Origin of the sequence: Cryobacterium inferilacus, assembly GCF_019599185.1 — a bacterium.
In the GTDB taxonomy this organism is placed as follows: Bacteria; Actinomycetota; Actinomycetes; order Actinomycetales; family Microbacteriaceae; genus Cryobacterium; species Cryobacterium inferilacus.
The window spans coordinates 206,506-220,217 of sequence record NZ_JAIEUL010000001.1; the positions used below are offsets into that span (position 1 = coordinate 206,506).

Here is a 13,712-nt window from a genome sequence, read left to right on the forward strand (position 1 = left end):
TAGTTATTCTCCTCGGGCCTAGGCGATGCCGGTGACCTGAACGCGAGTGAGCTCCTGACGGTGCCCCTGACGCTTCTTGTAACCGGTCTTGTTCTTGAACTTCTGGATGACGATCTTCGGGCCGCGGAGGTCGTTGAGGACCTCGGCGGTGACCTTGACGTTGGCCAGCGACGTCGAGTCAGAGGTGATCTTGTCGCCGTCGACGAGAAGCACGGCGGCCAGCTCGACGTTGCCGTCCTTGTCAGCCTTGATTCGGTCCATCGTTACGATGGTCCCGACCTCTACCTTCTCCTGCCGCCCACCGGCGCGCACAACTGCGTAAACCACTTTACGTACCTATCTCTGGGGAACCCCGGGGGCTCCGATTCCTATGATGGAAAGTTACCGAGTGCCCATGGACCAAGTCGGACCATGTCACGTCAGAAAACCTTGGGCGCTACCTGGACATAGTCCTTCGCACACCAACACTCGACTTTAGCTGATCGGAATGCCCCGGTCAAACCATGTCGGCCCCGCGTGTCGTGCCCGGCCAGTCCCTAAACTCACTTCATGAGCATACTGATCGACCAGCCGGCCTGGCCGGCGCACGGAACGCTCTGGTCCCACCTGGTCAGCGACTCCTCACTGGAGGAGCTGCACGCGTTCGCCGCCGCGCAGGACATCCCGCGGCGCGGGTTCGACCGCGATCACTACGACGTGCCCCAGGCCAGGTACGACAGCCTCGTGGCGGCCGGCGCCGAACCCGTCGACTTCCGCGGGCTCGTCACCCGGTTACGCGCCAGCGGCCTGCGGGTGAGCGGTGCGGAACGTCGCGCACACCCACCCATCCGGTGAGCCGCGGCCGGCCGTATCACCAGGTGGCGTCGATGCCGACGATGCTGCGGGTGATCGCGCCGCTGTCGAGCTCGACGAACACCGTCGTGGTCGTGGTGGCCTGCGGATCAACCGGGTACTCGTCGCTCACCTGGGTGTCGCTGTTCGGCACGGTCTGGATGGCCAGGTACTGGTCGTTGGGCGAGAGACTGAAGCCCACGATGGTCTCGTTGGCCAGGGCCGGTTCGTAGACTACCCGGCTGGACTCCGCTCCGGCAGCGCCGGTGACGAGGGTGAGGTATTGCACGATGCGGCCGGTCGCCTGGTCGAACTCGGCGACCCGCTGCACGTAGCCCTCTCCCCCGGTGAGGAAGTGCAGTTCGGCGGTGTACGGCGTGGTGCCGGCCACATCCTGAGCTTCAATGGCGTTCTCGGTGCCCGTGGACAGGTCGAGCACATACTGGCGCTCCTGATCGGAGACGGCGATGCGCACGCCGTCAGGCGCGAAGGCGTTGAGATTGGGGAATTGCCCGATCGGGATCGGCGCGTCATCGGTGCGCGGATCGACCAGCAGCAGCGTCGTGTCGAAGACCTGGGCGACCAATTCGGCACGGTTCGGCATGAAGCCCCAGCTGATCGCCTGCACGGGCTCGCCGTCGAGCCCGTCGACCGTGGCGAGAGTGCCCTGGGTGAGGTCAAGCAGGAAAAGGGTGTTGTCGTAGACGGTGCCAGGGGCCCCAGGCACGCTGCTGAAGGTGAATCCGACGGTGGCCGACACGCGCGAGGCCTGCAGGTTCTGCACGGTGCCGGTGCCCGGCAGGGTGAGCTCGGCCGAGCTACCGTCTGTGGCGACGAGGTTGAGTCTGCTGGTGAGGTCGTCGGCAAGGGTCACGACCACGAGTTCGTCGCCGGTGGGCACGAAGGCCTGGATGTACGGAGCGGTGAACACCTCGGTCGTCTCCGCCGTTCCCACGGCGGTGCGCACGATCCGGTCGGGGTCCTTGGTCGCGGCCCCCGGCATGGCTGGCGCCCTGGTCAGCACGTACATCGGGGACTCGTCGGTGCGGAAGGACGTGCTCAGGGTCGACACCCGCTCGGCGAACGGTCCGGTGACGCCGGTGACGTCGACGGTGTACTCGGTGTCGTAGTCCAACGGCTGGGAGAACACGATCACGAGGGTGTCGTTCGAGGTCTGCACGGACACGGCGCTGGCCGGGGTCACGGTCACCTGGTCAGCCGAGACGTCGTTCAGCTGCTGGTTGGTATCGAGGACCAGGCGCTGATTGGCCTTGGACACGACCGCGGCGGTGTCGACGGTGCTGCCGGTCAGCCGGGGACCGTTGAGCACATTGACGGCCACGAGCCCCAGGCAGACCACGAGGAGGCCGACCAGGAGGGTTGCCAGCGTGCGCCGAAATCGCCGGTCCTGCTCCTGCCGGTCGGTCGGGATGGTGTCTGCGGTCCCCCTGGCTGACCTCCGGCCGGTCGTCGGCTGGCCTTCAGTCATCCGCTCAGTAGACATACGGGTCACTGGGCTGTTCGACGGCGTCGATGGTCGTGGGCTCGACCGCGAGGGAGGCCTGCGCCGTGCCGCTCGGATTGGGTGTGAACGTGCCGGTCACCTCGACCCAGTCGTCGGTGCTGTAGTTGTTGGACCAGCCAGGCAGGTACACCGGAACACCGATGGGCTGGGCGTCGACGGCGCAGCAGGTGACCACGAACCTGGCGACGTAGAACACGTTGTCCGGGTCGTCGGCGTCGGGGAGCACAAAGCCGGTGAGGCTGGCGGTCTTGTCGGCGAAGAGCGCGGGGTCGTCGGACTGGGCCAGCAGGGACACCCATTCCTTGACGCTGAGCCGTTCGTAGTCCCCCGTTCCCACCAGGGTGGCGGCCTGCTCCGCGGCCTCGGTGGTGTCCAGCCCACCCGAGTTGATCTCGCGCTGCGTGGCCGTGGCACTCGTGAGCGTTGCCGGCGGCAGTGCCAGAACGGTGACAGCGGCGATGACGAGCAGCACCCCGCTGCCGGCGACGGAGAGCAGGAGGCGGCGCCGGGAGCTGCGTGCTGCGGGCTCGGTGGCGGCCAGGGCCGGGAAGAAGAAGGACGCCACCACGAAAGCGAGGCCGAGGACGGCCATGACCAGGGTGAAACCGAAGTACCTCGGGTGGATGTAGAGGCCGAGCTGGCCGGTGACGCCGAGCCAGACCGTGGCGACGACGACGATCAGGCTCAGACCGATGCCGCGCCACCGTTCGGCCACGCGCGCCGGCCAGGCGGGTGTGGTGTCTCGGTCAGTGGCCAGGTGGGAGTCTGGCATCCGCTTAGCCGACATAGTTCAGCAGCAATCCGGCCGCGGCGCTCATCAGGGCCACGAGCGCAGTGATCTGCACCAGGGTGCGGGTGGTGAAGGTCGTGCGCATCAGCGCCAGCATCTTGACGTCGATCATGGCTCCAAAGGTGAGGAAGGCGGCGATGCCACCCGGCATGAAGGTGTTGCCGAACGACAGCACGAAGAAGGCGTCGACGTTGGAGCAGACCGCGACGATGAACGCGAGGGCCATCATCGCCAGCACCGACCAGACCGGGTTGCTGCCGAGTGCCAGCAGGACCGATCGCGGAACGAACACCTGGGTGAGGGCGGCGACGAGGGACCCGACGAACAACGCCGGCATGATGACAGCGGTTTCGCGAGCGAAGAGGTCGACGGAGGTCTGGACCTTGCTCTGTGGCCGGCCGTGATCGTGCGCGTGGTCGTGGTCTGCGCCGGCGCCGGTCGGCCGGGCGCAGCTGGCGGCGAACGACGGCGTGAGCAGGCTGTCAGGGTCCGGGTGCCTGCTGTACAGCCAGCCGATGACGTTGGCGATGACGAAACCGGCCACGATGCGAGTGATCAGGATGCCGTCGCCGAACCCGAACGCCTGGTGGGTCGTGATGATCGTGATCGGGTTGAGGATGGGCGCTGCCAGCAGGAAGGTGATCGATTCAGGCACGGTGAACCCGCCGACCATGAATCCGCGGGCGAGCGGTACGTTGCCGCACTCGCAGACCGGGAAGAACATGCCGAGCAGGGAGATGGCCGCCCGGCGGAGAATGGGCTGCCTGGGTAGGAAGCGCAGGAGGAAGCCGTGCGGCAACCAGACCTGCACCACCGTCGACAGCAGGATGCCCAGGAAGACGAACGGCGCCGACTCGATGATGACGCTGAGGGCGAGGGTGACGGTGTCCTGGGTGCGATCGGAGAGCCCCCACCCCTCGAAGGCGGGACTCAGGGCACGCACGGTGAAGGCCAGCGCGACCAGGACGATCCCGACAATCAGACCGGTGGGCACACGGCGAATTGACCCCCGATCCGTGTGCATCGACCCAGCCTAACCGAGCCTCGGCGGCGGGGAACGCACGAAGCGGCACCACCCCGGAGGGTGGTGCCGCTTCATCGAGCGCGGCCGAGGGCCGGGCGTGGGCCTATCCGGCGTCCTCGGCCGGGCTCACGATCGGCTGCACCGTCGCTGCGGGTCCGCCTGCCGTGCTGACCCGACGGCTGCGGGAGCGCCCCTGACCTGGCTGCTTGGGCTCCGGCAGGGAGTCCAGCACCGAGTCGAGCAGCTGGTCGGTGACCTGCTTGCTCACCGGGCGCCGGTTGCGGGCGGACATCGTCAGCGGGATGTCGAGGATCTCGACGGCCGCGGGCTCCGATGCCTGCGCGTGGACGGCGGCCTCCGGCACGCGGGGTGCCTCGTCTGCTGCCGGCGCGGTGGTGCCCTCTCCGGCAGTGGCGTCTGCGGCAGTGGCGTCTGCGGCGGCGGCCTCGTCGGCGGCGCGGGTCGGCGCATCCGTCGGTGCATCGTTGGCGGGCGGCCGGCCGGAACGGTTGCCGGATCGACCGCGGTTACCCCGCGGGTTGGAGCGTCCGGTGGAGGTGGTCGCCGTGCTGGGCGATCCGCTGTCATCCGACTCGGTGCGGCCGGATGTCGCGCTGGCCGCCTCTGCCTCTGCGGGTCCCGGGTGTGCAGGGTCGGCCTCTGTCCCGTGCGCGGCGGTCGCCACGTCGGCAACCGGCGGCTCGGTCGGTGCGACGACCGGGATGGAACCGGTGAGCGACCGGGTGATGGTGCGCGCCGCGATCAGGGCGAGGGCGTGCTTGGCGTCCTCTGTGATGCCGTGGGTGCCGTGGCCGACCTTGGCGGCGTCGGTCTGCGCAGCGGCAGAGTGGCCGTTGCCACCACCGCCGCCGTTGCGTGAACCGGACTGGCCGTTGTCGTTCCCGTTGCCGTTCGACTTGCTGCGCGGACGACGTTCCTGGGCCGGCTGGGCGGTCTGGCGGTGCTTGATCACGGGATCGTGGTGGATGACGATTCCACGGCCGGCGCAGGCCTCGCAGTTTTCGCTGAACGACTCGAGCAGGCCCAGGCCCAGCTTCTTGCGGGTCATCTGCACGAGGCCGAGCGAGGTGACCTCGGCCACCTGGTGCTTGGTACGGTCCCGGCTGAGGCACTCGACCAGTCGACGCAGCACGAGGTCACGGTTGGACTCGAGCACCATGTCGATGAAGTCGACCACGATGATGCCGCCGATGTCGCGCAGGCGCAGCTGGCGCACGATTTCGTCGGCGGCTTCCAGGTTGTTCTTGGTGACGGTCTCTTCGAGATTGCCGCCGGACCCGACGAACTTGCCGGTGTTGACGTCGACGACGGTCATCGCCTCGGTGCGGTCGATGACGAGGGATCCACCGGAGGGCAGCCAGACCTTGCGGTCCAGAGCCTTCTCGATCTGCTCGGAGATGCGGTACTCGTCGAACGCGTCGCGCTCGCCCTCGTAGCGCTGTACGCGCTCGACGAGGTCGGGGGCCACCTGACGCAGGTAGGACTCGATGACCTCCTGGGCGTCGTCACCGGAGATGACCATCTTGTGGAAGTCCTCGTTGAAGACGTCCCGGACGATCTTGATCAGCAGGTCGGGCTCCGAGTGCAACAGGGCTGGACCGGAGACGGTGTCGACCTGCTTGGCGATGGACGCCCACTGCGCCGTGAGGCGGTTCACGTCGAGGGTGAGCTGCTCGTCGGTCGCGCCTTCGGCGGCGGTGCGCACGATGACGCCGACGTTGTCTGGCAGGACCTCCTTGAGGATCTTCTTCAGCCGGGCACGCTCGGTGTCTGGCAGCTTGCGGCTGATGCCGTTCATCGACCCGTTGGGCACGTAGACGAGGTACCGGCCGGGCAGCGAGACCTGGCTGGTGAGGCGCGCGCCCTTGTGCCCGACCGGGTCCTTGGTGACCTGAACGAGGACCTTGTCGCCGGGCTTGAGGGCCAGCTCGATGCGGCGCGTCTGGCTGCCGCCGGGCGAATTGACCGCTGCGGCATCCCAGTCGACCTCACCGGAGTAGAGCACGGCGTTGCGTCCGCGGCCGATGTCGACGAACGCGGCTTCCATGCTCGGCAGGACATTCTGCACCCGACCCAGGTAGACGTTGCCGATGAGCGACGCGTCCTGGTTCTTGGCGACGTAGTGCTCGACCAGCACGCCGTCTTCGAGCACGCCGATCTGGATCTTGTTGTGCTTGGCACGCACGACCATGGCGCGGTCGACGGACTCGCGGCGGGCGAGGAACTCGGCCTCGGTGATGACGGGACGGCGGCGGCCGGCGTCACGACCGTCACGGCGGCGCTGCTTCTTGGCCTCGAGCCGCGTGGAACCCTTGATCCGCTGCGGTTCGGTGATGAGTTCGGGTTCGCGGGTGGCCCGTACCCGGACGACGGTATTGGCGGGGTCGTCGCCGCGGCCCTCGTCGCCGGTGCGTCGTCGGGCGCGACGGCGCACCGTCGAGGTCTCTTCGGCGTCGTCATCCTCGTCGTCGAGCACGCGTCCGCCGGTTCGAACCGGAGCCGGCAGGATCGCCGGGGCCTGGAAGAGTAGGGATGTCGTCGGGCGGCGCACGACCTCGACGCTTTCGTCGAATGGCGTGGGCAGCGCGGGGAACGCGACGGACTGGTCGACGGCGTCCGCCTCGATCGCCTCCACGTCCACCACCGAGGGCGCAAGCGGAGCCGAGTCCTGCGGACCGGTGTCCGGTGTGACCTGCGGCGCCGGCTGAACCTTTCTGGTTGTCTTGCGAGTGCCGAAGAGGCCCTTGCGCTTCTTGTTGTCGTTGTCTTCCACCATCACTGGTGCGCTCCTTGACCGCTGTGGGTGACCGCGCCACCCACTCGGCTACTCTCTCGAGCGACGATTTCGCTTGCGCGAAAACCCCGCGAATTCTATTGCGTCCTGCAACCGGCTCTTGGCTCTGGTTGCTAATACCTTTGGTCTACGACCAATGAATCTGGGCGAGTGCCGCCCATTAAGCCTTATGGCATCGGTTTGAGCGCGGCTCAAACGACTGCTTACGATTATCGCACGCATTCCCAGGGTCGCGTGCGCGCCCCGTGACATAATCGCCAAGTGCCCCACACCGCGTCAAAAAAGCCTCCCATCGGCCTTGCAGTCTTCCTCATCATCGCCGCAAGCATCGGTATCGCGGCCGCTTTCGCGCTCACTCTGGACAAGTTCACGATGCTGCAGGATCCGTCCGCGCAGCTCTCCTGCAATTTCAGCGTCCTGGTCGGATGCAGCACGAATCTGGGCTCCTGGCAGGGTGAGTTGTTCGGGTTCCCGAATCCGCTCATCGGTGTCGCCGGATGGAGCGTGGTGATCACCATCGGAGCCGCGCTCCTCGCCGGCGCCCGACTGGCACGCTGGTTCTGGCTGGGCCTGAATCTGGGCGTGACCGGGGCGCTCGTCTTCGTGATCTGGCTGATGGGGCAGAGCTTCTTCGTGCTCGACGTGCTCTGCCCGTGGTGCATGGTCACGTGGGCGGTGACGATCCCGGTGTTCCTGGCCGTGACCCTCTACAACCTCAAGACCGGAATCATCCCGGCCCCTGCCGGTGTCCGTCGCCTCGCTGCCGGCTTGTACTCCTGGATCTTCGTGATCACCATCGCCTGTTACCTCGCCGCCGCCACGGTGGCCCAGCTCGAGATGGACTTCCTGAACCGTCTCTAGGGACGTTCCGCCCGTGCCGGCCCATGAGAAAAGCCCCGAAAACCAACGTGGGTTTTCGGGGCTTTCGGCGCGGCGGGAACGACTTCTAGGCGAACCAGAGGGCCAGCTCGCGGGCGGCGGACTCCGGCGAGTCCGAGCCGTGGACGAGATTCTGCTGAACCTTCAGTCCCCAGTCCCTGCCGAGGTCGCCACGGATGGTTCCGGGAGCGGCGGTGGTGGGGTCTGTGGTGCCGGCGAGGGCGCGGAAGCCCTCGATCACGCGGTCGCCTGCGACCCGGAGTGCCAGGATCGACCCGCTTTCCATGAACTCCACGAGCGGCTCGAAGAACGGCTTGCCGGCGTGCTCGGCGTAGTGCTCGGCGAGGAGCGAACGCTCGGCCTGCACGAGCTTGATGTCGACGAGGGAGTAACCCTTCGCCTCGATGCGGCGAAGGATCTCACCGGAGAGGTTGCGGGCCACGCCGTCGGGCTTGACCAATACGAGTGTTTCCTGAACGTTCGTCATGAGTTCTCCTTGTGCGCTCTGTCGAGCTGTTGTGGCTGGTCGGCCGTTGTGGCCGGCTAGCTGTTCTGTCTGTCAATGCGTGCCCCGGTGATCATGCAGTAGGCCCACATGCCGGTGAAGAGTGCCCCGACGAAGAACATCGCGGGGGTGAGGAATCCGGTGGCGAGAACGACGACCTGGACTCCCCAGCCGATCGCATAGGCCCAGTTGTACCGTAGCAACCCGAGCGTGGCGACCATGATCAGGCACAGCACGGCGCCGCCGCCGAGCGTGACCCAGGCCGGCAGATCGCTGAGACCGAAGACCACCAGGGTGCCCAGGAACACCACGACCAGCTCGAAACCGAGCACGATCGAGGCGAGCGAACGCCGCACAGAGGACGCGCGGCGAGCACTCACGGGGTCATCCAGTCCCCCGCGTCGGCCAACGCCACGGCGTCACCGACGAGGGTGATCGAGCCGGCCACGAGAACGGCCCGTTTGGGCTCGTCCTGCGCCCAGCCGCGCGCGGCATCCAGGGCCTGGGCGAGGTCGCCGAACCGGTGGGTGTCGGCGTCGCCGACGTGGTCGCTGACCAGATCGGCCAGATCGTCGGTGGCGATCGCCCGTTCGGAGTGTGACTGGGTGACGTGGAACCTGGTGGCGATGGGGCGCAGAGCCTCGATGATGCCGGCGGCGTCCTTGTCGGCGAGGATGCCGATCACCACGACGATCTCGTCGAAGTTGAAGTAGCTCTGCAGTGCCGCGGTGAGGGCGAGGGCGCCGTGCGGGTTGTGCGCGGCATCCACGAGCACGGTCGGTTCGATGCCGACCAACTGCAGGCGCCCCGGCGAGGTGGCGGTGGCGAGGCCCTCGACCAGGATGTCTTCGACCAGCGCCTGACTGCCGGCACCGAGGAACGACTCCACGGCCGCGATGGCCACGGCGGCGTTCTGCGCCTGGTGGGTGCCGTAGAGCGGCAGGAACAACTCGGAGTAGGTACCCGCGATACCGCGCACGGAGATCAGCTGGCCGCCGACGGCCACGTGACTGGCCAGGAGGGCGAAGTCGCCGCCCTCGGCCGCCAGGGTCGACTCGGTGAGCTCGGCTGCCCGGCTCAGCTCGGTCATGGCCTCCGGCAGCTGCGCGGCGGTCACGACGGCGGCCGCTGGCTTGATGATCCCCGACTTGGTGCGAGCGATCTCGGCGATGGTGTCGCCGAGCCGCTTGGTGTGGTCGAGGGCGATGGGGGTGAACACGGCCACCTGGCCGTCGGCCACGTTGGTGGAGTCCCATTCGCCGCCCATGCCGACTTCGAGCACGACAACGTCGACGGGCGCATCCGCGAAACAGGCGAAGGCGAGCACGGTGAGGGCCTCGAAGAAGGTCAGGGGCTCCTGGCCCGCCGTCTCCAATTCGGCATCGACCATGCCCAAATAGGGCTGGATGTCGGACCAGTTCGCGGCCAACGCCTCGTCGCTGATCGACTGACCGTCGATCACGATGCGCTCGTTGAGTCGCACCAGGTGCGGGCTCACCAGCAGGCCGGTGCGCAGACCGTATGCACGCAGGATGCTCTCGATGATGCGGCTGGTGCTGGTCTTGCCGTTGGTGCCGGTCACGTGGATGATCGGGTAGGAGTTCTGCGGGTCGCCCAGCAGTTCAACGGCCCGCCTGGTGGCCTGCAGCCTGGGCTGGGGTGCGTTCTCCCCCACCCGCTCGAGCAGCGCCGCCAGTACGGCGTCGCCGGCGTCGCGGAATTCGTCGGGGTAGTAGTCGTCAGACATTGATGGTTCCTCTTTCGCGGGCGACGGCAACGATGACCGGCCCGTGGTTCGCGTAGTGGTCGGCCTCGAAGCGAACGTAGTGTTCCACGACGGAGCCGGTCAGACCCGGCAGCCATTCGGCGGGGGTGCCGGCGGTATCGGCCGGTGCGGAGTGCGTGCTGAAGCGGGTGGCCAGGGTCTCACCGGCGACGTCGACGCTGCTGGCCAGGGCGAAGGTGGCCGCATCCGCGTCGTCGACGAAGACCAGGTCGAGTCGAATGCGGTCGCTGACCGCGAATCCGGCGGACTTGCGGGTGTCCTGCACGGCCCTGATCAGGTCACGGGCCAGGCCCTCGGCCTCGAGTTCGGGCGTGGTGCCCGTCTCGAGCAGCACGAAACCGCCACCGGCCAGCAGGGCGAGGGCCGAGCTGTTCAGGACGGATTCGGCGTCGGTGGACGTCGAGGCGGCCTGCAATTCCAGGTCGTACTCCCCCGTCACCAGGGCGATGCCGCCGGCGGTGACGACGCCATCCGTCTCTGACCAGTCACCGGTGCGCGCGGCCTTGATGACCTGCTGCACCTGCTTGCCCAGGCGTGGGCCGGCGGCACGGGCGTTGACCGTGAGCTTGGAGGTGATGCCGTAGCTCTCTGCGCTGTCGGCCTGCTGCTCGACCAGGGTGACGGCCTTGACGTTCAGTTCGTCGCGCAGAATACCCGCGAAGCCGGCCAGGGCAGCGGTGTCGGTGGTGACGACGGTGAGGTTCGCCAGTGGCAGGCGCACTCGCAGCCCCGCCTTCTTGCGCAGCGACAGCACGGTGGAGCTGATCAGGCGCACCTGGTCCATGGCGGTGACGAGGCCGGGGTCGGCGGGGAAGACCGTGGCGTCCGGCCAGTCGGTGAGGTGCACACTGCGCCCGCCGGTGAGGCCCTGCCAGATGCGTTCGGATACGAGCGGCAGCAGGGGCGCGGCGACCCGGGTCACGGTCTCGAGCACCGTGTAGAGCGTGTCGAAGGCGTCGGCTCCGGTGCCGTCTGCGGCCACTCCGCCCCAGAACCGGTCGCGGGAGCGGCGCACGTACCAGTTGGTGAGCACATCGGCGAAGTCACGGAGGCGCGCGGAGGCGAGGGTGCTGTCGAGGCGTTCCAGGTCGCCGGTGACGTCTTCGATGAGGTCGCGGGTCTTGGCCAGCAGGTAGCGGTCGAGCACGTCGGTCGAGTCGGTGCGCCAGGTGGCCGTGTAGCCGGTGGCGTTGGCGTAGAGGGAGAAGAAGTACCAGGTGCTCCACAGCGGCAGAAGCAGCTGGCGGGTGCCCTCGCGGATGCCTTCCTCGGTGACGACGAGGTTGCCGCCGCGCAGCACAGGAGAGCTCATCAGGAACCAGCGCATGGCATCGGAGCCATCGCGGTCGAAGACCTCGTTGACGTTCGGGTAGTTGCGCAGCGACTTGCTCATCTTCTGCCCGTCGTTGCCGAGCACGATGCCGTGGCTGATGACGTTCTTGAACGCCGGCCGGTCGAACAGGGCGGTGGAGAGCACGTGCAGCAGGTAGAACCAGCCGCGGGTCTGGCCGATGTACTCCACGATGAAGTCGGCCGGGTTGTGCGAGTCGAACCACTCCCGGTTCTCGAACGGATAGTGCACCTGGGCGAACGGCATCGAGCCGGAATCGAACCAGACGTCGAGGACATCCTCGATGCGGCGCATGGTGGACTGCCCGGTGGGGTCGTCGGGGTTGGGCCGGGTGAGCGCGTCGATGTACGGGCGGTGCAGGTCGGTGGGGCGCACGCCGAAGTCGGCCTCGAGCTCGTCGAGCGAGCCGTAGACGTCCACCCGCGGGTAGGCGGGGTTGTCGCTCTTCCAGACCGGGATCGGTGAGCCCCAGTACCTGTTGCGGCTGATCGACCAGTCCCTGGCGTTGCCGATCCACTTGCCGAACTGGCCGTCCTTGACGTTCTCCGGTACCCAGCTGACCTCCTGGTTGAGGTCGACCATACGGTCGCGGAAGTCGGTGACGCGCACGAACCAGCTCGACACGGCCTTGTAGATCAGCGGGTTGCGGCAGCGCCAGCAGTGCGGGTACGAGTGCTCGTAGCTGGCCTGGCGGAGCAGCCGGCCCTGCGCCTTGATCAGCTGGGTGAGCGGCTTGTTCGCGTCGCTCCAGAGCTGACCGGCGACCTCGGTGACGTCGGGCAGGAACTTGCCGCCGTCGTCGAGGGAGAGGATCACCGGGATGTCGTACGCGCGGCAGACGATCTGGTCCTCTTCACCGTAGGCGGGGGCCTGGTGCACGATGCCGGTGCCGTCGGAGGTGGTGACGTAGTCGGCGACCACAAAGCGCCAGGCGTTCTGCGTGCCCCACTCGCTCTCGTCGGCGTAGTAGTCGAACAGGCGGTCGTAGGAGACCCCCTCGAGGTCACGGCCCAGCACGGTGCGGCTGATCGCGGCCGTGGCGTCTGCGGCGCTCTCGTAGCCCAGGTCCTTGGCGTAGCTGCCGACCAGGTCGATGGCCAGCAGGTACTCGCCACCGAGCACCTCTGTGGTCGCCGCAGCGGCGCCGGCCTGCTCACGCAGCACCTCGGCATCCGGCGTGCCGCCCGGCCCTGCTGGGACGACGGCGTAGACGATCTCGGGGCCGACGGCCAGGGCGAGGTTGGTGGGCAGGGTCCACGGGGTGGTGGTCCAGGCCAGCGCGCGCACCGCGGTGAGGCCGAGGGTTTCGGCCTTGGCGCCGACCAGCGGGAAGGTGACCGTCACGGTCTGGTCCTGGCGCATCTTGTAGACGTCGTCGTCCATGCGCAGCTCGTGGTTGGACAGCGGGGTCTGGTCACGCCAGCAGTACGGCAGCACCCGGTAGCCCTCGTAGGCGAGGCCCTTGGTGTGCAGTTCCTTGAACGCCCAGATCACCGACTCCATGTAGCTGATGTCGAGGGTCTTGTAGTCGTTCTCGAAGTCCACCCACCGCGCCTGACGGGTGACGTACTTCTCCCAGTCTTTGGTGTACTCCAGCACGGATTCGCGGGCGACGGAGTTGAACGCGGCCAGGCCCATCTCTTCGATCTGGCTCTTGTCGGTGATGCCGAGCTTGCGCTCGGCCTCGAGCTCGGCGGGCAGGCCGTGGGTGTCCCAGCCGAACCGGCGGTGCACCTGCTTGCCGCGCATGGTCTGGAAGCGCGGGAACAGGTCTTTGGCGTAGCCGGTGAGCAGGTGACCGTAGTGCGGCAGGCCGTTGGCGAAGGGCGGGCCGTCGTAGAAGACCCACTCCTGGGCGCCCTCGCGGTTGTCGATGGAGGCCTGGAAGGTGCCGTCTTTCTCCCAGAAGTCCAGTACCTCGGTCTCGATCTGCGGGAAGTTCGGTGAGGGAACGACCGCTGTGTCCCTGGCGGGGTCGGCGGCGGGCAGGCCGAACGCGTTGTCTGTGGGCTGCTGCGGGTACGTCATGCTTCTCCTGGACGAGGCGGTGTTGATCCGCTGGCCTATTCCACGAGGACGCCCGCCCCGACAGGACGTAACGCGGTACCACCTCGCTTGCCGTTCCCTCGAGAGCGAACGACCGCTCGTACTAAGGCTGTGACGGGCCCGACCCGTTCGGCTCTACTGGCGGGCTTCCTGCCGGGGC

At 67.5% G+C, this 13,712-nt stretch carries 11 protein-coding genes; 2 read left to right on the forward strand and 9 right to left on the reverse strand.

Annotated features, from left to right (window positions below; translation table 11 throughout):
* Window positions 1–18: 18 nt before the first annotated feature.
* On the reverse strand, window positions 19–327 hold the full coding sequence (gene rplU / locus K2F54_RS00980; RefSeq protein WP_066595881.1) for a 50S ribosomal protein L21: 309 nt from the start codon (window positions 325–327) through the stop codon (window positions 19–21).
* Window positions 328–549: 222 nt separating this feature from the next.
* On the opposite strand from rplU, the gene K2F54_RS00985 reads away from it, so the two are divergent.
* Entirely contained in the window at window positions 550–834 is a 285-nt protein-coding gene (locus K2F54_RS00985) for a DUF4031 domain-containing protein (protein WP_220603968.1), read from the forward strand.
* Window positions 835–850: 16 nt separating this feature from the next.
* Here K2F54_RS00985 and K2F54_RS00990 read toward each other — a convergent pair whose 3' ends face one another.
* From K2F54_RS00990 to K2F54_RS01005, 4 genes are all read right to left on the reverse strand, one after another.
* A complete protein-coding gene (locus tag K2F54_RS00990) occupies window positions 851–2,320 on the reverse strand; it encodes a WD40 repeat domain-containing protein (RefSeq protein ID WP_220603969.1) in 1,470 nt (489 codons plus the stop codon).
* Window positions 2,321–2,324: 4 nt separating this feature from the next.
* Window positions 2,325–3,128, reverse strand: coding sequence for a TIGR03943 family putative permease subunit (locus tag K2F54_RS00995; protein WP_220603970.1), 804 nt, complete (start codon window positions 3,126–3,128; stop codon window positions 2,325–2,327).
* 4 nt (window positions 3,129–3,132) lie between these two features.
* The gene (locus tag K2F54_RS01000; RefSeq protein WP_220603971.1) at window positions 3,133–4,170 is read right to left on the reverse strand and encodes a permease; all 1,038 of its coding nucleotides are present in this window, start codon (window positions 4,168–4,170) and stop codon (window positions 3,133–3,135) included.
* 103 nt (window positions 4,171–4,273) lie between these two features.
* Complete coding sequence (locus tag K2F54_RS01005) at window positions 4,274–6,967, reverse strand: Rne/Rng family ribonuclease (RefSeq protein ID WP_220604143.1); 2,694 nt, start codon at window positions 6,965–6,967, stop codon at window positions 4,274–4,276.
* 279 nt (window positions 6,968–7,246) lie between these two features.
* Here K2F54_RS01005 and K2F54_RS01010 point away from each other — a divergent pair, with 279 nt between their 5' ends.
* The gene (locus K2F54_RS01010) at window positions 7,247–7,846 is read left to right on the forward strand and encodes a vitamin K epoxide reductase family protein (RefSeq protein ID WP_220603972.1); all 600 of its coding nucleotides are present in this window, start codon (window positions 7,247–7,249) and stop codon (window positions 7,844–7,846) included.
* 85 nt (window positions 7,847–7,931) lie between these two features.
* Here K2F54_RS01010 and ndk read toward each other — a convergent pair whose 3' ends face one another.
* From ndk to ileS, 4 genes are read right to left on the reverse strand one after another with little or no spacing between them, the layout of a single operon-like run.
* The gene (gene ndk, locus K2F54_RS01015; RefSeq protein ID WP_088456374.1) at window positions 7,932–8,351 is read right to left on the reverse strand and encodes a nucleoside-diphosphate kinase; all 420 of its coding nucleotides are present in this window, start codon (window positions 8,349–8,351) and stop codon (window positions 7,932–7,934) included.
* A gap of 56 nt (window positions 8,352–8,407) precedes the next feature.
* Complete coding sequence (locus K2F54_RS01020) at window positions 8,408–8,749, reverse strand: DUF4233 domain-containing protein (RefSeq protein ID WP_308287441.1); 342 nt, start codon at window positions 8,747–8,749, stop codon at window positions 8,408–8,410.
* Window positions 8,746–10,116, reverse strand: a complete 1,371-nt coding sequence (locus K2F54_RS01025; RefSeq protein ID WP_220603973.1) for a bifunctional folylpolyglutamate synthase/dihydrofolate synthase — start codon at window positions 10,114–10,116, stop codon at window positions 8,746–8,748. Before K2F54_RS01025 ends, K2F54_RS01020 begins: the two co-directional genes overlap by 4 nt.
* Window positions 10,109–13,534 carry an isoleucine--tRNA ligase gene (ileS, locus tag K2F54_RS01030; protein ID WP_220603974.1) on the reverse strand — a complete coding sequence of 1,142 codons (3,426 nt, stop codon included), beginning with the start codon at window positions 13,532–13,534 and terminating at the stop codon, window positions 10,109–10,111. The genes K2F54_RS01025 and ileS overlap by 8 nt, the downstream gene beginning before the upstream one ends.
* Window positions 13,535–13,712: the final 178 nt, after the last annotated feature.

Bases quoted from the DNA above. Each gene is read 5' to 3' on its own strand.
- K2F54_RS00985 (WP_220603968.1), top strand. From the start codon at position 550: ATGAGCATACTGATCGACCAGCCGGCCTGGCCGGCGCACGGAACGCTC.
- K2F54_RS00990 (WP_220603969.1), bottom strand. From the start codon at position 2,320: ATGACTGAAGGCCAGCCGACGACCGGCCGGAGGTCAGCCAGGGGGACC.
- K2F54_RS00995 (WP_220603970.1), bottom strand. From the start codon at position 3,128: ATGCCAGACTCCCACCTGGCCACTGACCGAGACACCACACCCGCCTGG.
- K2F54_RS01000 (WP_220603971.1), bottom strand. From the start codon at position 4,170: ATGCACACGGATCGGGGGTCAATTCGCCGTGTGCCCACCGGTCTGATT.
- K2F54_RS01005 (WP_220604143.1), bottom strand. From the start codon at position 6,967: ATGGTGGAAGACAACGACAACAAGAAGCGCAAGGGCCTCTTCGGCACT.
- ndk (WP_088456374.1), bottom strand. From the start codon at position 8,351: ATGACGAACGTTCAGGAAACACTCGTATTGGTCAAGCCCGACGGCGTG.
- K2F54_RS01025 (WP_220603973.1), bottom strand. From the start codon at position 10,116: ATGTCTGACGACTACTACCCCGACGAATTCCGCGACGCCGGCGACGCC.
- ileS (WP_220603974.1), bottom strand. From the start codon at position 13,534: ATGACGTACCCGCAGCAGCCCACAGACAACGCGTTCGGCCTGCCCGCC.